The following is a 26,445-nucleotide window of genomic DNA, read 5'->3' as shown; positions in this document are numbered from 1 at the left end:
GAGAGGCCTCGTCGGCACGGCGTGGCGCACGTCCGGTCCGGAGTTGTGCACGCGATGGTCGACCCTCAGCGCAGGCTGAAGCCCTCGGCGAGCGGGTCGGAGGGGTCGAGCTCGAACTCGCAGGCGCCCACGCGGTACGCCTGGCCCGTGACCTCGGGCACGACGCCGCCCTCGACGCGCTCGGCGATCCGCGCGAGGAAGCGCGTGCCGATGATCGAGTCGTGCGTGAGCACCTCACCGTCGGCGAGTTCGCCGGTATGGGCGAGCAGGGCGACGCGGGCGGCCGTGCCGGAGCCGCACGGGCTGCGGTCGACCTCGCCGTCGGCGAAGACGGTGACGTTGCGCTGCCACGGGCCGTCGTCGTTGCGGCCGAGGTCGTCGACGAGGATCGTGCCGTATACCCCCGAGAGACGCTCGTCAGCGAGCTGCGCGGCCGGGTGGTCGTTCAGCGCCCACTTGATCTCGCGGCCGAGCCGGATGAGCTCGGTCGTGTCGGCCGGATCCACCGTGAGGCCGAGCGAGGCGGCGGGCAAGGTCGCGTAGGCGGCACCGCCGAACACGAGGTCGACGACGACGTCGCCGCGGCTCGTCGTGAGCGGGATGCCGGTCGCGAGCACCTGCGACGGGACGTTGCGGAACACGACTCCGGTCGTCCGCCCGGCGCTCCGCTGCACGCGGGCCTGCACGCGGCCGCTCGGCACGTCGATCGTGACGAGGGCCTCGCCGTCGTCGGGTGCTGCGACCCGGCCCGTGTGCACCGCCCAGGCGCCGAGCGCCATGGTGCCGTGCCCGCAGGCGGTCGAGAAGCCGTCCTTGTGCCAGAACAGCACGCCGAAGTCGGCGCGGTCGTCGTCGGGCGGGGTGATGAATCCGCCGTACATGTCGTCGTGTCCGCGCGGTTCGAGGCAGAGGAACCGGCGCACGGCATCGGCCTCACCGGTCATCGCCGCGACCCGGCGGGCGGCGACGGTGTCGCCCTCGGTCGGCACGTCGAGCACGATGCGGAAGGGCTCGCCCGCGGTGTGCCAGTCTTCGGTCGTCCAGTGCATCATGCGTTCCGTTCGTTCGTCAGAGGGAGTCGTCCGCGAGGGCGAGTTGGGCGACGGCGAGATCCTGCCAGCCCATGCCGCAGGTCTTGATCACGACGGGCCGAGCGGATGCCTCGAGCCCGCCGCCCTCGAACAGCCGCGCCATGGGGATGAGGGCTTCGGGGGAGAGGTGCCCCTCGGCGACGGCGAGGATGACGTCGCCGGCCTCGGCGAGGGCCACTCGCCGCGACTCGACGAGCACCCGTGCGCGGCCGAGGAGCTCGCCCGGCAGCTCGCGGGCATCGGGTTCGTGCGAGCCGACGGCGACGACCGCTGCGCGATCGCGCACGAGCGCGGCGTCGAAGAGCGGTTCGCGAGCGGTCGTGGCGCAGACGACGAGGTCGGCGTCCGCGACATCCGCTGCACTGCCGACGGCCACGTCGAGGCCGCTGCCGGCGACCGAGGCGACCGCCTGCTCGGCCCTCGCGCGGTCGCGGCCGACGAACCGCACGCGTTCGATGGGGCGGATGGCGCGCATCGCCTCGACGTGCCGTACGCCCTGCGGGCCGGTGCCGAAGACGACGAGCGATACCGCGTCGGGCGCGGCGACGACGTCGGCGGCGGCGGCCGACACGGCCGGCGTGCGCAGGCTCGTCAGCTCCGTGCCGTCGAGGAGGGCGACCGGCGAGAGGGTCTCGGCATCGAGCACGACGTAGATCGCCTGGATGCGTTCGAGACCGCGTGCGGGGTTCGCCGGCGCCACGGTCGCGAGCTTCTGGCCGGCGCAGGCGCCGAGGTCCGACGGCATGAGCAGGAGCTGGCCGTGCCGTACGTCGACGATCGCGCGTGCCGGGTCGTCGTCGGGGTCGAAGCCGCCGCGGAGGGCCTGCTGCAGGGCGTCGATGGCCTGGCGCATGGTGATGCGCCGGGCGATGGCGGGGCCGTCGAGCAGCTGGAGCGAATCGAAGATACCGGGCATGGACACATCGTACGGGTGATGCGTAATATGTCACACATTGCATAATGTCCTCGATCTTGGACTTCATGCGGACCCGCCGCCACGAGCGACGGAATCCGCTGCAGCGTTCGAGCACGGCAATGCGCGCGTCGTCCGACGTGCGGACACAGCGAATGACTCAAAGGTGACTCATGGCTCGATCCACTTCTCGCGTCGCGGCGGTGCTCGCCGTCTCGACGGCACTCATGCTGACCGCGTGCACGACCTCACCCGGTACCGAATCGAACGACGGCGAACCGCAATCCGGCGGCACGCTCAAGGTGCTCGCGAACGGCGACGTCGACCACCTCGACCCGCAGCTCGTCGCCTACGTGCCGACCTACAGCGTCATGCGCTCGGTCTCGCGGTCGCTGCTCAGCTACGCGGCGAGCGACGACGCGGCCGAGCGCATCGTGCTCCAGCCCGACCTCGTCGAGGAGGTGCCGACGCCGAGCGCCGACGGCCTCACGTACACCGTGACGCTCCGCGACGGTGTCACCTGGGGTGCACCCGACGGCGCGCGACCGATCGTCGCGGGCGATGTCTCCCGCGGCATCGAGCGCCTCTGCAACCCGCACATCTCGGGCGCACTCGCCGGCTACTTCCAGGGCCTCATCGTCGGCATGGAGGAGTTCTGCACCGGCTTCGCGGCCGTCGCGCCCGAGGTCGGCCCGATGAAGGACTACATCGAGGGCAACGACATCGCGGGCATCGCCACGCCCGACGACACGACGATCGAGTTCACGCTCGTCGAGCCGGCGAGCGACTTCCCGTTCATGCTCTCGCTCGACGCGGCCGACCCCGCACCGATCGAGGCGCTCGACGCGCTGCCCGACTCGCCCGAGTACCGTCGCGGCTTCGTGTCGTCCGGCCCCTACCAGGTGGCCGAGTACACGCCCGACGCGAAGCTCGTGCTCGAGCGCAACCCCGCGTGGGATCCCGAGAGCGACCCGCTCCGCAAGGCCTACGTCGACGGTATCGAGATGACGATGGGCGTCGAGGGCGACGCCGCCATGCAGCAGTTGCAGGCCGGATCGGCCGACATGCTCTTCGACCTCACGCCGAGCCCGGCGAACATCCAGCAGCTCAAGGCGACCGGCGACGAGAAGTTCTCGACCATGGAGAACGGCGGCGTCGACCAGTTCATGTGGATGAACACGGCCTCGACGAACAACGGCGGTGCGCTCGCGAAGCTCGAGGTCCGCCAGGCCCTCCAGTACGCGGTCGACAAGGCGGCCGTCGTGCAGACGATGGGCGGATCCGAGCTGGCCGGCGTCACGAACGGCATCTTCGGTCCCGGCATCCTCGGTTACGAGGAGTCCGACGAGTACGCGACCGACGGCGGCAAGGGCGACCCTGAGAAGGCGAAGCAACTCCTCGCCGCGGCAGGCTACCCCGACGGCCTCACCCTGAAGCTGCCGTACCGCAACGTCGGCACCCAGCCCGACATCGCCCAGACCGTGCAGGCGAGCCTCGAGCGCGCCGGCATCACCGTCGAGCTCACGCCCGTGCCGCCGACCGACTACTACGCGAACTTCATGACGAACCCCGACAACGCGACCTCCGGCGCCTGGGACATCGCGCTCGTCGGCTGGTCGCCCGACTGGCAGGGCGGCGCGGCGCGCAGCGTCTTCCAGCCGCAGTTCGTCTTCGACGGCACGCACCAGACGTACAACTACGTGGACTTCAACAGCGATGCCGCGAACGAGCTCGCCGCCGAGGCGCTCGCCGCCGCGACGCCCGAGGAGGCCGCGGATCTCTGGCACCAGGTCGACGAGGCCGTCATGGCCGACGCGCCGATCGTCAGCATCGCGTACCGCCTGAAGCCGAACTACCACTCGGCCCGCGTGGGCGGCTTCGAGCCGTACGCCCAGAGCCAGAACGGCGACTGGACGAACGTCTGGCTCACGAAGTAGCCCTTCGCCCCGTTCGCACACCCGCAACCGACATACCCGGTGGCCGGCCTCGGCCGGCCACCGGGTCAGATCGAGGGACCCCTATGACGATCCTCCTCGACGTGCGCGACCTCGCCGTCGACATTCCAACGGAAGACGGCACCGTGCACGCGGTGCAGCACGTCTCCTTCTCCGTCCACGAGGGCGAGTTCTTCGGCGTCGTCGGCGAATCCGGCTCCGGCAAGTCCGTGATGGTGCAGTCGATCATGGGCCTCGTGCCCGGTGCGCGCACGAGCGGCTCCGTGCTGTTCCGAGACCGCGACCTGCTCTCGCTCGCGCCCGAGCAGCTCCGTTCGGTGCGCGGGCGCGAGATCAGCATGATCTTCCAGGACCCGCTGTCGAGCCTGCATCCCCAGTACACGGTGGGCTGGCAGATCGTCGAGCAGATCCAGGCGCACGAGAAGGTCAGCGCGAAGGCCGCGAAGGCGCGCGCGATCGACCTGCTCGATCGAGTGCGCATTCCGGATGCCGCGGCGCGCTTCGATGCCTACCCGCACCAGTTCTCGGGGGGCATGCGACAGCGCGTGATGATCGCGATGGGCCTCTCGCTCGGCCCGGCGCTCATCATCGCCGATGAGCCGACCACGGCGCTCGACTCGACCGTGCAGGCGCAGATCCTCGACCTCCTCGGCGAGATGCGCAGCGAGTTCGGCACGACCGTGCTCATGATCAGCCACGACCTCGGCGTGCTCTCGCGCGTCGCCGACCGGGTCATGGTCATGTACGGCGGCCGGCGCATGGAACTCGGGGCTGCCGATGCGGTGCTGTGCGGCCCTGCGCACCCCTACACCGCCGGGCTCTTGCGGTCGTCGTCGTTCAACCGGGAGCCGGGCACGCCGCTCGTGCCCATCGGCGGGCGCCCGCCGAGCCTGCTCGCACCGCCCGCGGGCTGCGCGTTCCGCGACCGCTGCCCCGACGCGATGGCGATCTGCGGCACGACGCCGCCGGTCCGTCGCTACGACGACGGCACCGAGGCCGCCTGCTGGCTCGAGTCGACCCCGGTCGAGCCGGATCCACCGGTGCTCCCGCCGCCGAGTCTCCTCGCGAGCCCCGACGACCCCATCGTGACGATCGACGCCCTGCGGCTGGCCTTCCCGCAGCGCCGCGGCGAACCGCGTGTCGTGCTCGACGACATCTCACTCGAGGTGCGGCGGGGCGAGACGCTCGGTCTCGTCGGCGAGAGCGGGTGCGGCAAGACCACGCTCGCGCGAGCGATCGCCGGCCTCGTGGCGCCGACCGCGGGCAGCGTCGAGTTCGATGGTGCGCCGACGGCGAACCTCGACCGCGCGCAGTGGCGCGACCTCCGGCGGCGCGTGCAGCTCGTCTTCCAAGACCCGTTCGGCTCGCTGAACCCGCGGCGCCGCGTCGGCTCGATCATCGGCGACCCGTTCCGCATCCACCGGCTCGCGCGCGGCACCGAGCGACAGGCGAAGGTGCAGGAGCTCATGGAGCTCGTCGGGCTGAACCCCGAGCACTACAACCGCTTCCCCTCGCAGTTCTCGGGCGGGCAGCGCCAGCGCATCGGCATCGCCCGGGCGCTCGCCCTGAATCCCGAGCTCGTGATCCTCGACGAGCCGGTCTCGGCGCTCGACGTGTCGATCCAGGCGCAGGTGCTGAACCTCCTCGACGAGCTGCAGCGCCGGCTCGGCCTCACCTACCTGTTCATCTCGCACGACCTCGCGGTCGTGCGCCACGTCTGCGACCGCATCGCCGTCATGGAGGGCGGGCGCATCGTCGAGCTCGGCACCGCCGATCAGGTCTGGAACGATCCGCAGCAGCCGTTCACCCGGCGCCTCCTGGCCGCAGCCGCCCCCGAGATCCCGCGGGAGCCGCGCGATCGGGTGCTGCTGTCCCAGACGATCGCCCCCGGTGCCGACGATCAGCGCAGCACCGACCGCCTCGCCGTGGAGGTCGCCTCGTGAGCATCCTGCCGAAGACTCCGGCCGCGGCGGCGCGCGCCTCGACCGAGGTGCAGGCGCGCGGCTCCGGCCGGCTCACGCTCACCCGGCTCTTGCGCGATCCGGCGAGCATCGCCTCCCTGATCGCGATCCTCCTGATCATCGCGTTCGCGCTCTGCGCCCCGCTCATCGCCGCCTGGACCGGCCACGGCCCGACCGAGCAGTTCCGCGAGACCGGGCTCACGCCCGAGGGCATCCCGGTGGGCCCGAACTCCGAGTTCCTGCTCGGCACCGATCAGCTCGGCCGCGACGTGCTCGTGCGCCTCGCCTACGGCGCGCAGGTCTCGCTCCTCGTGGGCGTGTTCGCCTCGATCGTGGCCTCGGTGATCGGCATCGCGATCGGCACCGTCGCCGGGTTCTCGGGCGGGGTCGTCGACACGGTGCTCAGCCGCACCATGGACCTCGTGATGAGCGTGCCGTTTCTGCTCTGCGCGATCGCCCTCGTCTCGGTGCTCGGTCCGAGCCTCAGCCTGTCGATCGCCGTGATCGTGTTCTTCAGCTGGACGGGACTCGCCCGCGTCATCCGCGGTCAGGTGCTCGCGCTCCGCCACCGGGAGTTCGTCGAAGCGGCCCGTTCGCTCGGCGCGTCGCGCACCTCGATCATGTTCCGCGACATCCTGCCCAACCTGGTGGTGCCGATCATCGTCTACACGACCCTCATGATCCCGGCGGCGATCGTGTTCGAGGCGACGCTCTCGTTCCTCGGGCTCGGCATCGTGCCGCCGACGCCGAGCTGGGGCAACATGCTCGCGGATGCCGCGAACGGCTCGCTCTACCTCGTGGCGTGGTGGATGGTCGTCGTGCCGGGCGGCGCGCTGCTCGCGCTGACCCTCGCGTTCAACCTGCTGGGCGACGGACTCCGCGACGCCCTCGATCCCGCCGCCGTCTCGAAGGGCAAGCGCGCATGACCCGGTTCATCCTCTCCCGCATCGCGTTCAGCGTGCTCGTGCTCTTCCTCCTCAGCGTCTTCGTGTTCATGCTCTTCTACGTCTCGCCGTCGGACCCGGCCCGCATCATCGCGGGCGACAAGGCGACCGAGGAGCTCATGGCGCAGATCCGCTCGAACCTGGGGCTCGACCGGCCGATCACCGAGCAGTACGTGGCCTTCATCGGCAACCTGCTGCAGGGCGACCTCGGCTATTCGTACCGCTCGAGCATGCCGGTCTCCGAGCTTGTCGTCTCCCGCATCCCGGTGACGATGTCGCTCGTCTTCGGCGGCATGGTGTTCTGGCTCGCGATCGGCATCCCGATCGGCATCGTCTCGGCGAAGCATCCGGGCTCGGTGCGCGACCGGCTCGGACAGGGGTTCGCGATCGTCGGCATCAGCTTCCCGACCTTCGTGCTCGGCATGCTCGCGCTCTATCTGCTGTACTTCGTGCCGACGAAGCTCGGGTTCATGCTGTTCCCGCCGAGCGGCTACGTGCCGTTCGGCGAGAGCCCGCTGCAGTGGGCCTGGCATCTCCTCCTGCCGTGGCTCACGCTCGCCCTCGTCGTCGCGGCCGTCTACGCGCGGCTCACCCGCGGGCAGATGCTCGAGGTGCTCGGGCAGGACTACATCCGCACGGCACGCGCCAAGGGGGTCGACGAGCGGCGGGTCACCTACGTGCACGCGTTCCGCAGCGCGATGCCGCCGCTCGTCACGCAGCTCGGCATCGACATCGGGCTCATGCTCGGCGGCGTGATCGTCATCGAGCAGGTCTTCGGCCTGCTCGGCGTCGGCAGCCTCGCGGTGACCGCGGTCGCCATGCAGGATAGACCGGTGGTGATCGCGATCGTACTGCTCGGCGGCGTCTTCGTCGTCGTCTCGAACCTCATCGTCGACACGACGTACGCGCTGCTCGACTCGCGGGTGCGGACGGCGGCCCGATGAGCGCGCGCTGGTATCCGATCGGCCCGGATGTCGCGGCACGCGAGCTGTGGCTCGACGTGCCGCTCGACTGGGCCGATCCCGACGGCTCGACGATCCGCGTGTTCGCCCGCGAGCTCGTCGACGCCGCCCGTCGTGACGAAGACCTGCCGGTGCTCGTCTACCTGCAGGGCGGACCTGGCGGCAAGGCGCCGAGGCCGCTCGGCCGCGACGGCTTCCTCGACGAGGCGCTCGCGCGGTTCCGGGTGGTGCTGCCCGACCAGCGCGGCACCGGCCGCTCCACCCCGGTCGAGGGGCGGCAGCTCGAGGGGCTCGGCGCCGACGAGTCGGCGAGAATCCTCGAGCTGCACCGCGCCGATTCGATCGTGCGCGACCTCGAGGCACTGCGGCACGCGCACTACGACGGCCGGCCGTGGTGGACCCTCGGTCAGAGTTACGGCGGGTTCCTCACGCTGCACTACCTCTCGGTGGCGCCCGAGGCGATCACGGCCTCGGCGATCACCGGCGGACTGCCGAGCCTCGATCCGTCGGCCGACGAGGTGTACGCCCGCACGTTCCCGCGCGTGCGGGCGAAGAACCTCCGGTTCGCCGAGCGGCTGCCGCATCTCGGGGAGCGCATCGCACGCGTCGCCGACCTGCTCGACGCGGCCGACGTGCGCCTGCCCGACGGCGACCGGCTGACCGTGCGGCGCCTGCAGACCCTCGGCTTCGATTTCGGCATGGCACCGGGGTTCGACCGGGTGCACTGGCTGTTCGACGAGGCCTTCGCCGACGTCGACGAGACCGTGCTCGGCGAGACCTTCCTCTCGAGCGTCGGCGCCCTCACGGCCTTCGATCGCAACCCGCTCTTCATCGCGCTGCAGGAGAGCATCTACGGCTCCGGCCCCACGGCCTGGGCGGCCGAGTGGGCCCGAGGTGCGAACCCCGACTTCGCCCCAGACGCCCGCCCGTTGCGCTTCACGGGCGAGATGGTCTTTCCATGGATGTTCGAGGAGCTGCGGGCCCTCCGCGGATTCCGGGCGGGCGTCGAGCGGCTCGCCGAGACGGAGCGGCCGATCGAGCTCTACGACCACGCACGGCTCGCGGCGAACGCCGTGCCGATCGAGGCCGCCGTCTACCTCGACGACATGTACGTCGATGCCGCCCTCTCGCTCGAGACCGTCGACCGCGTCGCCGGTCTCGAAGCCTGGACCACCAACGAGTTCGAGCACGACGGGCTGCACACCGGAAAGGTCGCCGGACGCCTGTTCGACGCACTCGACCGGCGCGTCGCCGGCTCGGAACATGCACCGCGCGCTCGGACGCGCGCCCGAAAGGACCCCGAATGACCGAACAGACCCATGCACACACGCACACGCACCAGAGTGCGCCCGGCGGGAGGGCGGCCGCCTCGATGCCCGCTCCCGACGAGCGAGACCCGCGGATGCCGCGGCTCGCGCTGTCGCCGGGCTTCAACGAGTCCATGCGCTCCGGCTGGGGCACGCCCATTCGCACGCCCGTGATCCCGTCGGGCGCCGCGCTCGCCGCACACCACCACCGCGCGCGGCTCGCCGAGGCGCTGCCCGGCCGCACGATCGCCGTCTCGGCCGGCCGTGCCCCGGTGCGTGCGAACGACACGAGCTTCGAGTTCCGCGCCGACAGCGACTTCCTCTGGCTTCTCGGCTGCGGCATCGAAGACGCGGTGCTCGTGATCGAGGCGGTGCCTGGCGGCCACGACGCCACGCTGTACCTGCCTGCACCGTTCCGGCCGGGCGACGACGGCTTCCACGCCGACCCGCTCCGCGGCGAACTCTGGGTCGGGCCGATGCCCGGCCTCGCCGAGTACGCCGAGGCGCTCGATGTGCGCACGCGCCGCATCGAGGAGCTGGCACTCGGTGACGACGCCCTCGTCGCGGGTGCGCCGACACCCGCCGGACCGGCCGCAGCCGCGCTCGCGGCGGTTCCGCACTCGGCCGAACTGCGCCGCGTGCTCGCCGAGCTCCGCATGATCAAGGACGAGTGGGAGCTCGCCGAGCTCTCGGCCGCGGTCGCCTCGACCGAGCACGGGTTCGCCGCGATGGCGCGCGAGCTCTCGTCGGCCATCGAGTGGGGCGGCGAGCGGTGGCTGCAGGGCACCTTCGATCGCTACGCGCGCACCGTCGGCAACGGCCCGGGCTACGCGTCGATCGTGGGCTCGGGCGCCCATGCGCCGATCCTGCATTGGGTGCGCGCCGACGGCGGCATCAGCCCCGACGAACTGCTGCTGCTCGACGTCGGCGTCGAACGCCGGTCGGGGTTCACGGCCGACGTGACCCGTACGATCCCGGCCGGCGGCACGTTCACCTCGGCGCAGCGGGCCGTGCACGATCTCGTCGAGGCGTCGCACCGGGCCGGCCTCGCCGCGGTCGCCCCCGGCCGACCGTGGTCGGACTTCCACACGGCGAGCATGGAGGTCATCGCACGAGGTCTCCACGACTGGGGGCTGCTGCCCGTCTCGGTGGACGAGGCGCTCGCTCCCGACGGACAGCAGCACCGCCGCTACCTCGTGTGCGGCGTCGGCCACCACCTCGGCCTCGACGTGCACGACTGCGCCGGGTCGAGCTACGCCGCCTACCAGGGCGCCGTGATGCAGCCCGGCATGGCGCTCACGGTCGAGCCCGGCCTCTACTTCCACGCCTTCGACGAGACGGTGCCGCCCGAGCTCCGCGGCCTCGGAGTGCGCATCGAAGACGACCTCGTCGTGACGGCGACCGGCCACGAGGTGCTCTCGAGCGGGCTTCCGATCGATGCGGCGGGCCTCGAGGCCTGGCTGGCAGCGGTCCGCTCGGAGCGTCCCGCGCCGACCGCGGCGGAGGCGGCACCGGCCCGCTGACCGCACGGAGACCCCGTCGCGCACCGACTCCGGGACGCCCGGCACGGTTCGATTCTCGTTTCGGCGCGGAATCTGCAAGAATGATCAGTCGAGTTCTGTATCGCCCGACCCTCTATCAGGCGCGCAGAACCCCTTTGAGCTTCCGCCGAGTGTGCACCCCACGCTCACGGCTGTCAGTTCGCCAACTCACAACATTTCAGGAGAATTGTGGCTGTCAAGATTCGTCTCAAGCGTCTCGGCAAGATCCGTGCGCCGTACTACCGCATCGTCGTCGCCGACTCGCGCACCAAGCGCGACGGTCGCGTGATCGAGGAGATCGGCAAGTACCACCCCACCCAGAACCCCTCGTTCATCGAGGTCGACTCCGACCGTGCGCAGTACTGGCTCTCCGTCGGCGCGCAGCCGACCGAGCAGGTCGCGGCGATCCTCAAGCTCACGGGCGACTGGGGCAAGTTCAAGGGTGACAAGAACGCCGTCTCGACCGTCAAGGTCGCAGAGCCGAAGGCCGCCTTCGTCGCCGACGAGAAGAAGAAGCCGGTGCTGAAGCCCAAGGCCGAGAAGCCCGCGGCCAAGGTCGAAGAGGCTCCCGCCGAGACCGCGACGGACGAGGCGTAAGCCTTGCTCCAGTCCGCGCTCGAACACCTCGTCAAGGGGATCGTCGATCACCCTGACGAAGTGAAGGTCGTCTCCGCGTCGAGCGCACGTGGCGAGGTCCTCGAGGTTCACGTGAACCCCGAGGACCTCGGTCGCGTGATCGGCCGTGCCGGCCGCACCGCGAAGGCGCTCCGCACGCTCGTCACCGCCCTCGCCGACGGTCGCCGCGTTCGCGTCGACGTCGTCGACACCGACGACTGACGTGGCCGACACTTCCGGTACACAGCTCCGGGTCGGGCGCCTGCTGAAGGCGCACGGCCTGAAGGGCGCCATCAAGATCGAGCTCTACACCGACGACCCCGACCGGCGCTTCGTGCCCGGAGCCGAGTTCTCGCTGCAGGTGCCGGGCGATTCGCCGTGGCACGGCAAGAGCCTCACGCTCCGTGAGCTCCGCTGGTACAACGGGCACGCCGTCGGCTTCTTCGAGGGCGTCGACGACCGCACCGAGGCCGAGGGCCTCGCGAAGGCGATCCTCTGGGTCTCGCACGTCGAGGAAGAGGCGCCTGAAGACGACGCCTGGTACGACCACCAGCTCATCGGCCTCGCGGTCGTGCGCAACGGCGAGCGGGTCGGAGAGGTCTCGCACGTCGAGCACTTCCCCGCGCAAGACCTGCTGATCGTCAAGACCGGCAGCGGCGAGGTCATGGTGCCGTTCGTGTCGGCAATCGTGCCCGAGGTCGACCTCGCGGCGGGCACGGTCACCGTGACCCCGCCTCCGGGACTCTTCGAAGAGCTTCCCGAGGTCGAGGCGACGCCGGCAGCAGCGTCCGACGCCGCGCCGTCCGAGGCCGCGGCCGAGACGGCCGAGACCACTCCGGTCGAGACCGCCGAGACGGATGCCGCGGCGCCCGCCGAGGCCGACCGCGACGAGTAATCCGCCGATGCGCGTCGACATCGTCACGATCTTCCCCGAGTTCTTCTCGGTGCTCGACTTGTCACTGCTCGGCAAGGCGCGCCAGTCGGGCCTCATCGAGGTGACCGCGCACGACCTGCGCGACTCCACGCACGACCGTCACCGCACCGTCGACGACACGCCGTACGGCGGCGGCGCGGGCATGGTCATGAAGCCCGAGCCGTGGGGCGAGGCGATCGACGGCATCGTGGGCGACGGGGCATCCGATGCCCTGCTCATCGTGCCGTCGCCCGCCGGCGAGCCCTTCACGCAGCAGATCGCCCGGGAACTGGCCCTGGAGCAGCACCTCGTGTTCGCCTGCGGCCGCTACGAGGGCATCGACCAGCGCGTCGTCGACCACTACGCGACGCGCATGCGCGTGCGGCTCATCAGCCTCGGCGACTACGTGCTGAACGGCGGCGAGGTCGCCGTCATGGCGATGATCGAGGCCGCCGGGAGGCTCGTGCCCGGCGTCGTCGGCAATCCCGAGAGCCTCGTCGAGGAGTCCCACGAGGACGGCCTCCTCGAGTACCCGAGCTACACCAAGCCGGCATCCTGGCGCGGGCTCGAGGTGCCGCCCGTGCTGCTCTCGGGCAACCACGGGGCGATCGCCACATGGCGGCGCGAGCAGCAGATCGAGCGCACCCGGCGCGTGCGCCCCGAGCTGCTCGGCGAGTAGCCGGTCCGTACCCCCGGCTGCGCGGCGTGAGCCGTTCTTCACCTGCCCGAAACACGTGGGTGCGGTCCGCGAAACACGCCCTCCCTAGCGTCGAATCGGCGGGTGAGACCGGTTCCCGCCGGAGAGCGCGGGTCAGCAGATGGTCGGGTCGAGAGTCACCGGTGCGGCGACCGAACACGTCGAGGCCCCGCTCCGGCTCGTCGCCGTCACGCACGGTGCGCCGTCGAGCGCGAATCGCGAGGCCGTGATCCGGCTCGTCGACGGCGTCGCCTCCGCGCGCCCCGACCTCGACGTCTCCATCAGCTTCGTCGACGCCAGCCGGTCGGATGTCGCAGCAGCGCTCGGCCCCGACGACGGCACCGGGGCGGTCATCGTGCCGCTCGTGCTCTCGGCGGGGTTCCATGTGCGCACCGGACTCTCGCTCGGGCTCGATCGGCGCGGCTCCGCCTCCGGCTCAGGCGCCGGTTGGGCCACCGGAACGCGCCTCGCGGCCGAACTCGGCCCCGACGATCGCATCGTCGAGGTGCTGGCCGAGCGGCTGGGACGGCTCCGGCTCGCCGACACCGACGCCGTGGTGCTCGCGGCGGCCGGTTCCAACGATCCACGCGCAGTTCGAGAGTGCTTCGAGACGGCACGCCGACTCGGACATCACCTCGGCCGGTCGGTGACCGTCGGGTTCATCGCCGCGGCGATCCCGCGGCTGCCCGACGCCATCGAGATGATCCGCGAGGTGCACCCCGGGGTGCGGGTCATCGTCGGCAGCTATCTGCTTGCGCCCGGCACCTTCTACGACACCGCGGCGTCCGCGGGCGCCGACGCGGTTGCAGCGCCACTGCTCCTTCCCGACGAGGCGGCGCCCTACCAGCTCGTCGAGCTCGTGCTCGACCGCTACGCCGACGTCGGTGCGGCTCGACTGGAACGGGCATGACCGCGGCGGCAGCGGTGCCCGGCATCGGCGCGTACGACGACGCGGCGGCCACGGCACCCGATCGTGGTGCGTACGATGCGATCGTCCTGGCCGGGGGCCGCAGCTCACGGCTGGGCGGCATCGACAAGACGGCGCTCACGATCGACGGCACGAGCCTTGCCGCGCGCGCCGTCACCGCCGTGGGCGGCGCTCGCGCGGTCGCCTACGTCTCGAGTGCGCAGGCGCCCCGGTGGGTGCTCGCCGAGCGGCGCATCCGCGTCGCCGCTGAAGATCCACCGTGGAGCGGCCCGGTCACGGCGATCGCGGCGGGACTCGAAGGGCTCGCCGACCGTCCGCAGCGCTTCACGGTGGTGCTCGCGGGCGATCTGGTGGGGGCGGGGCCTGCTGTGGACCACCTGCTCGCCCGTGCCGTCCACACGATCGACGGCGTGGTCGGGGTCGACCCCGACGGCTTCTCTCAGCCACTGCTCGCGGTCTACCGCACGGCGGCGCTTCGCGGCGCCGTCGCCGAGGTGCTCGCGGCGACGGGCACCCCGTCGACGGCCGGTGGCAAGGGCGGTGCGTCGATGGGCGCGGTGCTCGCGCGCCTGCGATTGCGCGGGGTCGCGCTCCGCAGGAGCTGGTGCGCGGACGTCGACACTCCGGCCGACGCCGCCCGGCATGGCATCGTGCTGCCGATGGGGGAGGTGCGCCGTGTCCGCGTCGCCTGACGTCGAGCGTCGGGCGAGCGAGCTCGCCACCGCCCTCAGGCGGTGACGCTCGGCGTCTCGTCGGTCTCGGCCGCACGGGCGAGGATCTCGGCGATGCGCCCCTTGCACCCGCCGCACCCGGTGCCGGCGCGGGTCTCGCGACCCACGCCCTCGACCGTCGTGGCGCCGCACACGGCGGCCTCCTCGATGCGGCCCACCGTGACGCCGTTGCACCAGCAGACGGTCGAACCCGGGGCGAACGCGTCGGCGTCGGTGCTCGGGTCGTAGTCGGGGCCGTCGAAGCGCAGCAGCACCGATCGATCGGCCGGCAGCTCGCCCCTTCGCTCGAACAGCAGGGTGAGCTCGGCGGCGGTGCGCGGCATCCCGACGCTCACGAAGCCCGTGAGCGCGCCGTCCTCGGTGACCATCTTCACGTAGCGGAGGTGCTCGGGGTCGGCCCACTGCGAGACCCGCCGCCTCGGGTGCAGGGAGTCGTCGTCCCACGGATCCGCCGAGACGTCGCCCACGGCGACGACGTCGATGTGCTCGGCCTTCAGCATCACGATCGCGTCGCGTTCGGCGGGCGCCGCGGCATCCGCCGGGCCGCCGCTCGTCGTCGACGCCAGGAACTGCGCCGCGAGCCATTCCGCCTGTCGCCAGCCCGGCCCGATCAGCCCGGAGGGAGCACCCGGGAGCACGCGCTGCCCGGCGAGCTCCTCGGTGCGCTCGACGACCTGGGCGCAATCGCCGATCGCGTACACGTCGGGATCGCTCCAGCTCGCGAGCCCGGTTCCGACGACGACGCCGACGGCCGTGCGGAGGCCCGCGAGCGTCGCGAGCTCGTTCCGGGGGCTCACCCCGCACGAGAGCACGAGCAGGTCGCCGCGCAACTGCTTGCCGTCGGCGGTGACGACCATGTCGAAGCGGCGGCTGCCGTCCACGTCGGTGCGGAACGCCACGGCCTCTGCGCGGCTGTGGGCGACCACCGTGACGCCCGACCGGCGCAGGGCCGCGCGCAGCACGAGGCCTCCGCCACGGTCGAGGTTGCGCGGCATCGGGTGCGGGCCGTGGTGCACGACGCAGACCTGCGCGCCGGCGTGGGCGGCGGCGAGCGCGAGTTCGAGGCCGAGCACGCCGGCGCCGAGCACGATGATGCGCTTGCGCGCCCGCACCGCGGCGAGCACGCGTTCGGCATCCGCGAGGTCGCGGAGGGCGGTGATGCCCGCGGGCAGTTCGTCGTCGCGCGCGACGAGCTGCGCGGCGTACTTCCGGAGCGAGTCGGCGTCGCGGCGGTGCCGTTCGACCCCGTCGAGGGTCGGCACGTTCGCTCGTGACCCGGTCGCGAGCACGAGGCGGTCGTAGACCAGCTCCTCGCCCGAGTCGAGGTGCACGACATGAGCCGCTCGGTCGATCGAGGTCGCGGCGACGCCGAGCAGCACACGCGCGCCGGCCGCCTCCGCGGTCGCGCGATCGCCCACGAGCATGGCATCGAGCTCGGTGTTGCCGACGGCGTACTCGGCGACGAGCACCCGGTTGTACGCCTCGACGCCCTCACCCGCGACGACGGTGAGCGCGATGGAGCCGTTCTCGACACCCGGCAGCAATTGGTCGACGAACCGTGCGCCGACGGGGCCGTAGCCGATGAGCACGATCCTGAGCTGGCTCATGCCGGCACCTCGATCTCGATGAGGCGTGCGAGTCGCACGAGGTTGGTCTTGAACTCGGGCATCGCCGAGACGGGGTCGACGGCATCGGCGGTCAACAGGTTCGCCGCCTGCTCCTCGCCGTAGTGGAACGGCAGGAAGACGGCGTCGGGACGGATGTCGGTCGTCAGCCGTGCACGGCAGCGTACGGTTCCCCGGGAATTCGAGAGCTCGACGAGCTCGCCGTCGGAGACCCCGAGGCGCTCGGCGGTCGACGGATGCATCGCAGCCCGTGCCTCGGGCTGGGCGCCCGCGAGCTCGGGCACCCGACGGGTCTGCGCGCCGCTCTGGTAGTGCTCGAGCAACCGGCCCGTCACGAGCGTGAGTTCACCGGGCTGCGGTGCCGGATGGGCTGCCGACCGCACCGAGACCGAGACGAGTCGTGCGAGCCCGTCGGGGTGGGCGAAGCGATCGGCGAAGAGACGCGGGGTGCCGGCACCGCCGCGCGGGTAGGGCCAGTACGCGGCCTCGCCCCGGTCGAGCATGGCGTAGTCGATGCCCGAGTAGTCGGCGATGCCGCCCTCGGAGGCGCGGCGCAGTTCCTCGAAGACGAGTTCGGGCTCGGTGTCGAACGTCGCGGTGCACTCGAGGCGCCGGGCGAGCTCCGCGAGGATCCAGAGTTCGTCGCGCACGCCGTCGGGCGCGGTGATCGCACGGCGGCGACGGATGACTCGGCCTTCGAGCGAGGTCATCGTGCCCTCCTCCTCGGCCCACTGCGTGACCGGCAGCACGACGTCGGCGAGCGCGGCCGTCTCGGAGAGGAAGAAATCGCAGACGACGAGGAGGTCGAGGGCGGCGATGCGCTCGCGCACGTTCGCGACGTTCGGAGATGAGACGACGAGGTTCGACCCGTGCACGAGGAGCGCACGGACGCCGCCCGGCCGGCCCAGAGACTGCAGGAGCTCGACCGCCGGAACGCCGGGTCCGGGGATGTCGCTCGGCGACACGCCCCACACGCGCGCGACGTGGGCCCGGGCCTCGGGGTCGGTGATCTTGCGATATCCCGGCAGCTGGTCGCATTTCTGCCCGTGCTCGCGGCCGCCCTGCCCGTTGCCCTGCCCGGTGAGCGTGCCGTAGCCGCTGCCGACGCGACCGGGCAGGCCGAGGAGGAGCGCCAGGTTGATCGCCGCGGTCGCCGTGTCGGTGCCGTCGACGTGCTGTTCGACGCCGCGGCCGGTCAGGATGTACACGTTGCCGCCCGAGGCGAGTCGCCGCGCGAGACGGCGCAGCGTCAGGGCGGGCACCCCCGTCGTCGACTGCACGCGTTCGGGCCACCACGCTGCCACGCTGCGGCGGATCGCGTCGTACCCGACGGTGCGCGCCGTGACGTAGTCGAGGTCGACGAGCCGCTCGGCGATGACGATGTGGATGAGCCCGAGCAGCAGAGCGAGGTCGGTGCCGGGCATCGGCTGCAGGTGCAGGCCCTTGCCGTCGTCGGTGAGCCGGGCCGTCGCCGTGCGGCGCGGGTCGACGACGACGAGGCCGCCCGCGGACTGGGCGCCGGCCAGGTGTCCGATGAAGGGGGGCATGGTCTCGGCGACGTTCGTGCCGAGCAGCAGCACGGTGTCGGCGCCGTCGAGGTCGTCGAGCGGGAACGGCAGGCCGCGATCGACGCCGAAGGCGCGGTTGGACGCGGCCGCCGCCGACGACATGCAATATCGGCCGTTGTAGTCGATGCGGCTCGTGCCGAGCGCGAGCCGGGCGAACTTGCCGAGGAGGTACGCCTTCTCGTTCGTGAGGCCGCCGCCGCCGAAGACTCCTACGGCGTCGGCGCCGTGCACCGAGCGGATGCCGCGGAGCGACGCCGCGACGTGGTCGAGCGCGTCATCCCAGCTCGTCTCGTGGAACGCGCCGTCGGCGCCCCGCACGAGCGGGGCGCCGAGGCGGGATGGTGCCCGGAGGAGTTCCGCCGACGTCCAGCCCTTCTTGCAGAGCCCTCCCCGGTTGGTCGGGAAGTCGCGGCCCGCGACGGTCACCGGCGCGGTCGCGGCATCCGCTGCGATTGCGCTGTCTGCGCCCGCCCCTTCGACGGGCTCGGGGAGTGCCGTCGGGGTGAGGGTCATCGCGCACTGCAGTGCGCAGTACGGGCAGTGGGTGTCGGCGGAACGGCTCAAGCTGGTCTCGATTCAGATCTTGTGGGCGCTGAGCTTGCCCGACCGCACGTACACGGCCCAGGTCAGCACGAGCAGCAGCACGTATGCCGCGATGAAGCCGGCGAACGCGGCGCCGTAGCCGCCGGTCGACTGGTACGAGAGGTTCAGCGCCTGCGGGATGAGGAAGCCGCCGTAGGCGCCGATGGCCGAGATGAGGCCGAGCGCGGCCGCGGCCTTGCGCTGGGTCGAGACGTCGCCCGTTCCGCCGCCGCGCACCGCGAACACCACGGGCACCATGCGGTACGTCGAACCGTTGCCGATGCCCGCCGAGGTGAACAGCAGCAGGAAGAGGCCGAGGAAGAGCCAGAAGTTGCCGAGCGGCAGGGTGACGAGCACGGCGACCGTGATGAGGGCCATCGACGCGAAGGCGAGCATCGTGATGCGCGCCCCGCCGAACCGGTCGGAGAGTCGACCGCCGTAGGGGCGGGCGAGCGAGCCGACGAGGGCACCCAGGAACGCGAGGGAGACCGAGGCTCCGCCGACGGCGATTCCCGAGAACTCCGGGAACTGGTCGGCGATGAGCTTCGGGAAGACGCTGGCGAAGCCGATGAACGAGCCGAAGGTGCCGATGTAGAGCAGGGAGAGCAGCCAGAGGTGCGGTTCCTTGAGGGCGGCCGCCGAGCCGCTGAAGTCCGCCTTCGCGTTGGAGAGGTTGTCCATGTACCGCGCGGCGCCGAACATCGCGACGAGGATGAACGGGATCCAGATCCAGCCGGCGACCGGCAGGTTGAGCGTCGCAGCGGCGCCGATCGTGACCGCGATCGGCACGACGAACTGGGCGACGGCAGCGCCGAGGTTGCCGCCCGCTGCGTTCAGTCCGAGGGCCCAGCCCTTCTCGCGCTGCGGGTAGAAGAAGGTGATGTTCGACATGGAGCTGGCGAAGTTGCCGCCGCCGAAGCCTGCGAGCGCTGCCGCGCCGAGGAGCACCGGGAACGGCGTCTCGGGGTTGCCGACGCAGACGACCATCGCGATGACCGGTGCGAGCAGCAGCCCGGCCGAGATGATGGTCCAGTTGCGTCCGCCGAACTTCGGCACGAGGAACGAGTAGGGAATCCGCAGGGTCGCGCCGACGAGGCTCGGAATCGAGATGAGCCAGAAGATCTCGCTCGTGGTCAGTTCGAAGCCCGCCTTCGGGAGCATGACGGCGACGATCGACCAGAGCTGCCAGACGACGAACCCGAGGAACTCGGCGAAGATCGACCAGTTCAGGTTCCGCCGCGCGATCGCCTTGCCCTGCGACTCCCACTGCTCGGTGTTCTCGGCGTCCCAACCATCGATCCAGCGCCCGGGGCGCATGCTCAGTTCGGGTGCTGCGGCCGTCGTCTCAGGTGCTGCGGATGTCGCGGGGGGAGCGGTGCTCACGGTCTGGCTCATCGGTGCCTCCGGGGTTCGATCACGAGTGGATCCTTCGACTTCGAAGCTATTGACGTCGTGTTTCTGCGGATCGGTCGGGTCGTAAACCTTGCGTCTCCACCTGCTCACCGGGGACGGTGGCCGATGTGAGGCGGTGCTCACACGTCGATGCGGTACCCCCGCTTCACGACGGTCGCGATGAGGCCGCGCACTCCGAGCGTCTGGCGGAGGCGACTGAGGGCGACTTCGAGGGCGTGCTCGTCGTCGGTGCCGGGCAATGCCGCGGTGAGCCGGTCGCGTGCGACGACGGAGCCTCGCGCGAGCACGAGCGCTCGCAGGATCATGAGCGCGACGGGGGCGAGCGCCACGCGGCGCTCGTCGACGTCGACGACGGAGCCGCGGAGCTCGAGCGGGCCGTGGCGGGTGTCGAGTCGCAGCACACGCTCTGACTCGAGGTGCTCGCAGACGAGCCTGATGAGCGCGCCCATGCGGAACCGCTCGGGCTGGATCGGCTCGATGCCCGCGGCGATGAGCGGCGCCGCCGTGACCGGGCCGACCGCCGCGGCGACGACCGGGCCGCACATTGCGTCGATCAGGTCCTCGAGCCTGCCGCGCACCTCTGCGGCGGCGAAGAGGGCGTGCACGGCGGGTGCGCTCGTGAAGGTGATGCAGTCGAGCCCGCCGGTGCAGGCGGACTCGATGAGGCGATCGACCCGTTCGTCGCTCTCGTCGGGTTCGATCCATCGGTACGGCTCGACGGTCAGCACACGGTCGTGGGCGTCGCGCAGTCGGTCGAGCTGCGACGGGTTCAGGAACCCGTGCAGCTGCACGGCGACCGTGAGCCCCGCCGGCCGCGTCGCGAGCACCTCGTCGATGAGTGACTCGGTCGTTTCCTCCGCACTCATGCCGACGTCGTTCAGTCCGGCGGCACGGATGCCTCCGCGCGCCTTCGGCCCGCGCACGAGAATTGCCGTCTCGGAGAGCGCTTCGACGAGCGCATCGCCGAGCCCCGCGGCATCCGCGACCTCGAACCAGCGGCGCACCCCGTAGGCGGTCGTGGCGAGCAGCACGTCGGGCCGCGCCTCGATCACCGTGCGCGTGTCGGCGATGACGGGGTCGTCGCTGAGGGCGTTCGCCATGCGGAGCGTCGGAGCATGCTGCACCTGCGCACCGCGGCGAACGAGCGCGTCGATGAGGTCGCCCGAGCGTCGATCACTCGTGACGCCGATGCGGAAGCCCTCGAGCTGGTCAGGCCGGAAGCCGGGGGCGAGCTCGATGACGTCGGTCATGCCGGGACCGCCGCGAATCCGGCGGCCCGTTGCATGAGCTCGGCGGCGCTCGCGTCGCCGTCGTGAGCCAGACGCACGACCTCGCCGACGACGACGACCGCGGGGGAGGCGACGCGGGCTCGCCCGGCGGAGACGACGATGTCGGCCAGGTCGCCGATCGTCGTGCGCTGGTCGGCCCGGAAGCCGCGCTCGATGATCGCGACGGGCATCTGCGCCGGCATGCCGTACCGGGCGAGGCCCGCCGTCAGCGAGGGCAGCGAGTTCACGCCCATGAGCACCACGATCGTGCCACCGAGGCCTGCCAGGTGTTCCAGTTCGGTCTCGGTGAGCGGCGCGTGGCCGGAGACCACCGTGAACAGGTGGCTGATGCCCCGGTGCGTGAGCGGGATGCCCGCGGCGCCGGGAACGGCGACGGCGCTCGTGACGCCGGGGATCACCTCGACGGGCACGCCGGCTGCGTGGCAGGCGAGCACTTCCTCGCTGCCTCGGCCCAGCACGTAGGGGTCGCCGCCCTTCAGGCGCACGACATGCCGCCCCGCGAGCGCGTGTTCGACCAGGAGCGCCTCGATCTCGTGCTGCGGCACGGCGTGGTGGCCCGGCCGCTTGCCGACATCGACGAGCTCGGCACCGGGCGCGAGCTCGTGCAACCGCTCGTGCGGGGCGAGCCGGTCGAAGAGCACGACGTCGGCGACGGCGAGCGCGCGGGCACCGGCGAGCGTCAGCAGGTCCTCCCGGCCCGGTCCGCCGCCGACGAGGGTCACACGGCCCGTTGCGCGGCCGTTCTCGCGGCCGGTCATGCGTCCGCTCCGCGCACCGGGATGCTCGGTCCCGAGACGAGCACGGCCTCGCCGCGCTCCTGCTCCTCGGCGGTCGCCGGCCGGAACTGATCGCGTTCCGGCACGCGCGCGATCGGGAGTGCCGGCTCGTTCGGGGCGTTCACGAACGAGCGGAAGCGCCGGAGTCGCTCGGGATCGGCGAGGGTGGCCGCCCACTCGTCCTCGTAGGTGTCGACGTGCGCGGCCATCGCCTGCTCGAGTTCGTCGGCGAGACCGAGGGAGTCGTTCACGACGACGTCGCGCACGTGATCGAGTCCGCCCTCGACGTCCTCGATCCAGCGGGCCGTTCGCTGCAGCCGGTCGGCTGTGCGGATGTAGTACATGATGTAGCGATCGATGTAGCGAAGCAGCGTCTCGTCGTCGAGGTCGCTGGCCAGCAGCTGCGCGTGGGCGGGCTGGAAGCCGCCGTTGCCGCCGACGTACATGTTCCAGCCCTGGTCGGTCGCGATCACGCCGACATCCTTCGCCCTCGCCTCGGCGCACTCGCGCGCGCACCCCGAGACGCCGAACTTCAGCTTGTGCGGCGAGCGGAGTCCGCGGTACCGCAGCTCCAGCCGCACCGCCATCGACACGGAGTCCTGTACGCCGAAACGGCACCAGGTGGAGCCGACGCAGCTCTTCACGTTGCGCAGGGCCTTGCCGTACGCCTGCCCGGATTCGAATCCCGCGTCGACGAGCTGCTTCCAGATCTCGGGCAGCTGATCGAGCCTGGCGCCGAAGAGGTCGATGCGCTGGCCGCCCGTGATCTTCGTGTAGAGGCCGAAGTCGGTCGCCACCTGCGCGATCACGGCGAGCTTCTGCGGGGTGATCTCGCCGGCCGGGATGCGGGGGACCACCGAGTAGGTGCCGTCCTTCTGCATGTTCGCCATCGCCCGGTCGTTCGTGTCCTGCAGGCCACCGCGGCCGCCGTCGAGGATGTACGAGCCGTGCTGCGTGGCGAGGATCGAGCCGACGACCGGCTTGCAGACGTCGCAGCCGCGACCGGTGCCGAGCCGTGCGATGATCTCGTCGAACGAGGTCAGCTCGAGCACGCGGATCGACTCGAAGAGCTCCTGACGCGAGAGTTCGAAGTGCTCGCACAGGGCCCGCGAGGGCGTGATGCCCGATTTCGTGAGCTCCGACTCGAGCAGCTTCTTCACGAGCGGCACGCACGAGCCGCACTGCGTGCCGGCACGGGTGCAGGTCTTCAGGGCGCCGAGCTCGGTGCATCCTTCTGCATGATCGGCGTGTGCGCCCGAGACCGCGTCGCGGATGGTGCCCGCGCTCACGTTGTTGCATGCGCAGACGAGGGCGGCGGCCGGCAGCTCGTCGCCCGCCGGCGCCTCCATGCCCGACGCCGAGAGGTACGCGGCGGGCTCGCTCGAGAGCTGCGTGCCGAGCAGGGGCCGGAGCGACGCGTAGGGCGAGGCGTCGCCGACGAAGATGCCGCCGAGCAGCGTCTTCGCGTCGTCGGTCATGACGAGCTTCTGGTAGAGCCCTTGAGCCGGATCGGCGTAGACGATCTCGAGCGCCTGCTCGGTGCGCGCGAGCGCGTCGCCGAAGCTCGCGACATCGACGCCCGAGAGCTTCAGCTTCGTCGCGTCGTCGACGCTCGTGAACTCCGCCGCGCCGCCGAGCAGCCGGTCGGCGACGACCTCCGCCATCGCGTTGGCAGGGGCGACGAGCCCGGTGCAGCGCCCCTCGAAGCTCGCGACCTCGCCGATCGCCCAGATCCCGGCAGCGGATGCCGCGCACGCGGTGCTGATCGCGATGCCGCCGCGCGGGCCGAGCTCGAGTCCGAGGTCGCGCGCGAGCTCGTCGCGAGGGGCGATGCCGATCGCGAACACCACGAGGTCGGCGTCGATGCGGCGCCCGTTGGTCAGCTCGACCCCCACGACGACGTCGCCCTCGGTCAGCACGGCGGCGGGGCGGGTGCCGAGGTGGAGGCCGATGCCCTGGCCCGAGATGATGCGGCCGAGTGCGCGCCCGGCGCCCTCGTCGAGCTGCGCCGACATGAGCCAGCCGCCCGAGTGCACGACGGCGGCGTGCGCGCCGAGCTTCGCGAGGCCGCCAGCCGCCTCGAGGCCGAGGAGGCCGCCGCCGGCGACCACGACCTGCGCGGGGCGGCCGTGACGCTCCGCGAGCTCACGAGTCTCGGCCACGAGGGCGTCGACGTCGTCGATCGTTCGGTAGACGCGGGCGTGGTCGCGACCCGGCAGCTCGGGCACCGGTGCGCTCGACCCGGTGGCGAAGACGAGTTCGTCGAAGTGCAGGGCACGCCCGCTCGACGTCGTGGCCGTCTGCGCCTCGCGGTCGATCGCGACGACGCGTTCGCCGGTGACGAGCCTGATGTGGTCGTCGTCCCACATCGACGACGGCTGCAGGGTCAGGTCGGCCGCGCCATCCGCGAGCCTGGTGCTGAGTGCGACGCGGTCGTACGGGTCGTGCAGCTCTTCGCCGACGACCGTGACGCGCAGAGTGCGTTCGGTGTCGCGTGCGTGCAGACTGTCGGCGAGTCGGTGCGCCGCGGGCCCGCCGCCGATGACGACGACGTCTCGCACGCCGTCATGCTCTGGGGTGCTCTCGGTCATGGCTGCCTCCCGGGCTCGAATGGGGCGAGCACATGGGCCGCCTCCGGACTTCGAATGGGGCGAGCGTACGACCGGCCGGTTTCCGCCCTGTTTCGGGGCGGTAACCGAAGCGGTCCTCCGGCGCACGTGCGGCGACGAACCGTGTGAGCACGGTTTCACGTCGGCGAAACATGCGGATGCCGCGGAGGAAACACCCGGAACCTAGCGTCGGGAGCACACGAGAGGAGCCGGCATGTCGCTGACGATGGAGACCACCACGACCTGGGTGCCGACGTGCGAGGTCGCCGAGCTCGAGCCCGGCTGGGGCGAGGTCGCGCTGCTCGGGCGTGCGCAGGTCGCCCTGCTCCGCCTCGACGAGGAAGAGGTGTACGCCGTGGACCACCACGACCCGCACACGGGCGCGCCCGTGATGGCCAGGGGCATCGTCGGCTCGCGAGGCGATCGGCCGACGATCGCATCACCCCTGCACAAGGAGGTCTACGACCTCGGCACGGGCGAGTGCTTCACTGACAGCGCGCTGGCGCTGCGCACCTATCGAACGCGCATCGTGGGCGGCATGATCGAGGTCGAGCTCGAGCGCTGAGCTCGCCTACCGGCGCTCAGCGCTCAGGAGCGCTGCGTGAGCACGATCGGGTCGCCGTCGGTGATCGCGATCGTGTGCTCGGAGTGCGAACCGCGGGAGCCGTCGGCGCTGCGCAGGGTCCAGCCATCGGGGTCGGTGAAGATGCGATCGGTCGTCTCGAGGAACCACGGTTCGATCGCGACGACGAGTCCCGGCTTCAGCGGCAGCCCGCGGCCGGGTCGTCCGTTGTTCGGGATGTGCGGGTCGCCGTGCATCGTGCGCCCGACACCGTGACCGCCGAAATCGGTGTTGATCGAGTAGCCCTCGGCCTTCGCGACATCCGCGATCGCCCGTGAGATGTCGCCGATGCGGTTGCCGACGCGAGCGGCGGCGATGCCGGCGTCGAGCGCGCGCGCGGTCGTGTCGATGAGGCGCAGGTCGTCGCCCCGCGGCGTGCCGACGACGAGGGAGATCGCCGAGTCGGCGACCCAGCCGTTCACCGACGCCGCGAAGTCGAGACTCAGCAGGTCGCCGTCGCGCAGCGTGTAGTCGTGGGGGAGGCCGTGCAGCACTGCGTCGTTGACCGAGGTGCAGATGACCTTGCCGAACGGGCTCGCGCCGAACGAGGGGTGGTAGTCGATGTAGCAGCTCTCCGCGCCCGCCTTGCGGATCATCTCGTGCGCGAGCGCGTCGAGTTCGAGCAGGTTCACGCCCACCGCGGCCGCGGCCGACGTGGCCTCCAGCACGCTCGCCACGAAGCGGCCGGCGGGCCGCATCTCCTCGATCTCTGCAGGGGTCCGAAGTTCAATCACGAGTCCATTCTGTCGGCTCCGCCCTGAGTGAACACCCGGCGCGCGCGCAGCCGTGTCGGATTACGCTAAATCCATGCTTCTCCGGCGCGCCCTGTACAGATGGCAGATGATCGCGGTCGTCGTGCTGCCGATCTGGCTCGCGGTCGGCTGGGCGATCTTCGGCGGGGGCGGCTGGGGCACGCTCGGCCTCGTGCTCGTCGTGCCCATCGCCTTCGTCGTGCTCGGCATCGTCGCCCTGCTGACGAACGTGCGGCCGACCGTGCGTCACGAGCGCGCGCTGTCGTGGATCGACGTCGGCGTGCTCTCCGCCTGGCAGCTCTCGATCATCGGCACCGGGTTCTACGGCGCCACGGCCACGGGCTTCGGGGTGCTCGCGATCCTGCTCGGCATCGCCGCGTTCTGGGTCGCCGTGTGGCAGCTCGTGACCGACGGCGCCAACCGCATGAAGGCCTCGATGGCGGAGTTCGAGCGGCTCGCGGGTGAACAGCCGGGTGCTTCGACGGGCGGGGCGCCGGGCGCCGCGACACCGGGCGTGCGTCGACCGCCGTTCGACGACGGCAGCGACGACGTGATCGTCATCCACGAGTCCCGCGAGGACTGAGCGGCCTTCGAGGAGGCGCGCGGGCGGGGCATCCGCTGCGGCCTTTTGGTCAGTTGCCCTCTGGCATG

23 protein-coding genes are annotated in these 26,445 nt (G+C 71.4%); 14 read left to right on the top strand and 9 right to left on the bottom strand.

The window, feature by feature from the left end:
* Positions 1-65 precede the first annotated feature (65 nt).
* Together VPH61_RS10060 and VPH61_RS10055 are read right to left on the bottom strand one after the other, a co-directional pair.
* Entirely contained in the window at positions 66-1,049 is a 984-nt protein-coding gene (locus VPH61_RS10060; protein WP_332063355.1) for a proline racemase family protein, read from the bottom strand.
* A gap of 19 nt (positions 1,050-1,068) precedes the next feature.
* The gene (locus tag VPH61_RS10055; RefSeq protein ID WP_332063354.1) at positions 1,069-2,007 is read right to left on the bottom strand and encodes an ornithine cyclodeaminase family protein; all 939 of its coding nucleotides are present in this window, start codon (positions 2,005-2,007) and stop codon (positions 1,069-1,071) included.
* 170 nt (positions 2,008-2,177) lie between these two features.
* Between VPH61_RS10055 and VPH61_RS10050 the strand changes: the two genes are divergently transcribed.
* From VPH61_RS10050 to mobA, 12 genes are all read left to right on the top strand, one after another.
* Complete coding sequence (locus VPH61_RS10050) at positions 2,178-3,941, top strand: ABC transporter substrate-binding protein (RefSeq protein ID WP_332063353.1); 1,764 nt, start codon at positions 2,178-2,180, stop codon at positions 3,939-3,941.
* 83 nt (positions 3,942-4,024) lie between these two features.
* A complete protein-coding gene (locus VPH61_RS10045; protein WP_332063352.1) occupies positions 4,025-5,902 on the top strand; it encodes an ABC transporter ATP-binding protein in 1,878 nt (625 codons plus the stop codon).
* Positions 5,899-6,846: an ABC transporter permease gene (locus VPH61_RS10040; RefSeq protein ID WP_332063351.1), complete on the top strand. Its 948-nt coding sequence runs from the start codon at positions 5,899-5,901 to the stop codon at positions 6,844-6,846. Before VPH61_RS10045 ends, VPH61_RS10040 begins: the two co-directional genes overlap by 4 nt.
* Complete coding sequence (locus tag VPH61_RS10035; RefSeq protein WP_332063350.1) at positions 6,843-7,808, top strand: ABC transporter permease; 966 nt, start codon at positions 6,843-6,845, stop codon at positions 7,806-7,808. Before VPH61_RS10040 ends, VPH61_RS10035 begins: the two co-directional genes overlap by 4 nt.
* Entirely contained in the window at positions 7,805-9,133 is a 1,329-nt protein-coding gene (locus tag VPH61_RS10030; protein WP_332063349.1) for an alpha/beta fold hydrolase, read from the top strand. Before VPH61_RS10035 ends, VPH61_RS10030 begins: the two co-directional genes overlap by 4 nt.
* Complete coding sequence (locus VPH61_RS10025; RefSeq protein WP_332063348.1) at positions 9,130-10,656, top strand: aminopeptidase P family protein; 1,527 nt, start codon at positions 9,130-9,132, stop codon at positions 10,654-10,656. The genes VPH61_RS10030 and VPH61_RS10025 overlap by 4 nt, the downstream gene beginning before the upstream one ends.
* A gap of 207 nt (positions 10,657-10,863) precedes the next feature.
* Complete coding sequence (rpsP, locus tag VPH61_RS10020; protein WP_332063347.1) at positions 10,864-11,271, top strand: 30S ribosomal protein S16; 408 nt, start codon at positions 10,864-10,866, stop codon at positions 11,269-11,271.
* Between the two features lie 3 nt (positions 11,272-11,274).
* Positions 11,275-11,511 carry an RNA-binding protein gene (locus VPH61_RS10015; protein ID WP_022891825.1) on the top strand — a complete coding sequence of 79 codons (237 nt, stop codon included), beginning with the start codon at positions 11,275-11,277 and terminating at the stop codon, positions 11,509-11,511.
* A 1-nt stretch (position 11,512) separates the two neighbouring features.
* On the top strand, positions 11,513-12,184 hold the full coding sequence (gene rimM, locus VPH61_RS10010; RefSeq protein WP_332063346.1) for a ribosome maturation factor RimM: 672 nt from the start codon (positions 11,513-11,515) through the stop codon (positions 12,182-12,184).
* 7 nt (positions 12,185-12,191) lie between these two features.
* Positions 12,192-12,881, top strand: coding sequence for a tRNA (guanosine(37)-N1)-methyltransferase TrmD (trmD, locus tag VPH61_RS10005; protein WP_332063345.1), 690 nt, complete (start codon positions 12,192-12,194; stop codon positions 12,879-12,881).
* Between the two features lie 139 nt (positions 12,882-13,020).
* Entirely contained in the window at positions 13,021-13,809 is a 789-nt protein-coding gene (locus VPH61_RS10000; RefSeq protein WP_332063344.1) for a sirohydrochlorin chelatase, read from the top strand.
* On the top strand, positions 13,806-14,519 hold the full coding sequence (mobA, locus tag VPH61_RS09995) for a molybdenum cofactor guanylyltransferase (RefSeq protein ID WP_332063343.1): 714 nt from the start codon (positions 13,806-13,808) through the stop codon (positions 14,517-14,519). The genes VPH61_RS10000 and mobA overlap by 4 nt, the downstream gene beginning before the upstream one ends.
* Before the next feature lie 35 nt (positions 14,520-14,554).
* Here mobA and VPH61_RS09990 read toward each other — a convergent pair whose 3' ends face one another.
* From VPH61_RS09990 to nirB, 6 genes are all read right to left on the bottom strand, one after another.
* Positions 14,555-16,165, bottom strand: a complete 1,611-nt coding sequence (locus tag VPH61_RS09990) for an FAD-dependent oxidoreductase (RefSeq protein ID WP_332063342.1) — start codon at positions 16,163-16,165, stop codon at positions 14,555-14,557.
* Positions 16,162-18,315 (bottom strand): molybdopterin oxidoreductase family protein, encoded by a 2,154-nt coding sequence (locus VPH61_RS09985; protein ID WP_332063341.1) that lies wholly within the window; start codon positions 18,313-18,315, stop codon positions 16,162-16,164. The genes VPH61_RS09990 and VPH61_RS09985 overlap by 4 nt, the downstream gene beginning before the upstream one ends.
* 12 nt (positions 18,316-18,327) lie before the next feature.
* A complete protein-coding gene (locus tag VPH61_RS09980; RefSeq protein WP_332063340.1) occupies positions 18,328-19,728 on the bottom strand; it encodes an MFS transporter in 1,401 nt (466 codons plus the stop codon).
* 137 nt (positions 19,729-19,865) lie between these two features.
* Entirely contained in the window at positions 19,866-20,996 is a 1,131-nt protein-coding gene (locus VPH61_RS09975; RefSeq protein ID WP_332063339.1) for a uroporphyrinogen-III synthase, read from the bottom strand.
* Entirely contained in the window at positions 20,993-21,793 is an 801-nt protein-coding gene (cobA, locus tag VPH61_RS09970; RefSeq protein WP_332063338.1) for a uroporphyrinogen-III C-methyltransferase, read from the bottom strand. Before cobA ends, VPH61_RS09975 begins: the two co-directional genes overlap by 4 nt.
* Positions 21,790-24,402 (bottom strand): nitrite reductase large subunit NirB, encoded by a 2,613-nt coding sequence (nirB, locus tag VPH61_RS09965; RefSeq protein WP_332063337.1) that lies wholly within the window; start codon positions 24,400-24,402, stop codon positions 21,790-21,792. The genes cobA and nirB overlap by 4 nt, the downstream gene beginning before the upstream one ends.
* Positions 24,403-24,634: 232 nt before the next feature.
* On the opposite strand from nirB, the gene nirD reads away from it, so the two are divergent.
* Positions 24,635-24,985 carry a nitrite reductase small subunit NirD gene (nirD, locus tag VPH61_RS09960; protein ID WP_332063336.1) on the top strand — a complete coding sequence of 117 codons (351 nt, stop codon included), beginning with the start codon at positions 24,635-24,637 and terminating at the stop codon, positions 24,983-24,985.
* Positions 24,986-25,008: 23 nt separating this feature from the next.
* On the opposite strand, the gene map is transcribed toward nirD, so the two are convergent.
* Positions 25,009-25,776, bottom strand: coding sequence for a type I methionyl aminopeptidase (gene map / locus VPH61_RS09955; RefSeq protein ID WP_332063335.1), 768 nt, complete (start codon positions 25,774-25,776; stop codon positions 25,009-25,011).
* Positions 25,777-25,849: 73 nt separating this feature from the next.
* Here map and VPH61_RS09950 point away from each other — a divergent pair, with 73 nt between their 5' ends.
* On the top strand, positions 25,850-26,377 hold the full coding sequence (locus VPH61_RS09950; RefSeq protein WP_332063334.1) for a hypothetical protein: 528 nt from the start codon (positions 25,850-25,852) through the stop codon (positions 26,375-26,377).
* The last annotated feature ends 68 nt before the right edge of the window (positions 26,378-26,445 follow it).

The sequence above is a fragment of the Agromyces sp. CCNWLW203 genome (genome assembly GCF_036576125.1).
GTDB lineage: Bacteria > Actinomycetota > Actinomycetes > Actinomycetales > Microbacteriaceae > Agromyces.
Note: the sequence above shows the minus strand (reverse complement) of the source record. Positions and strands in the feature narration are given on the sequence as shown.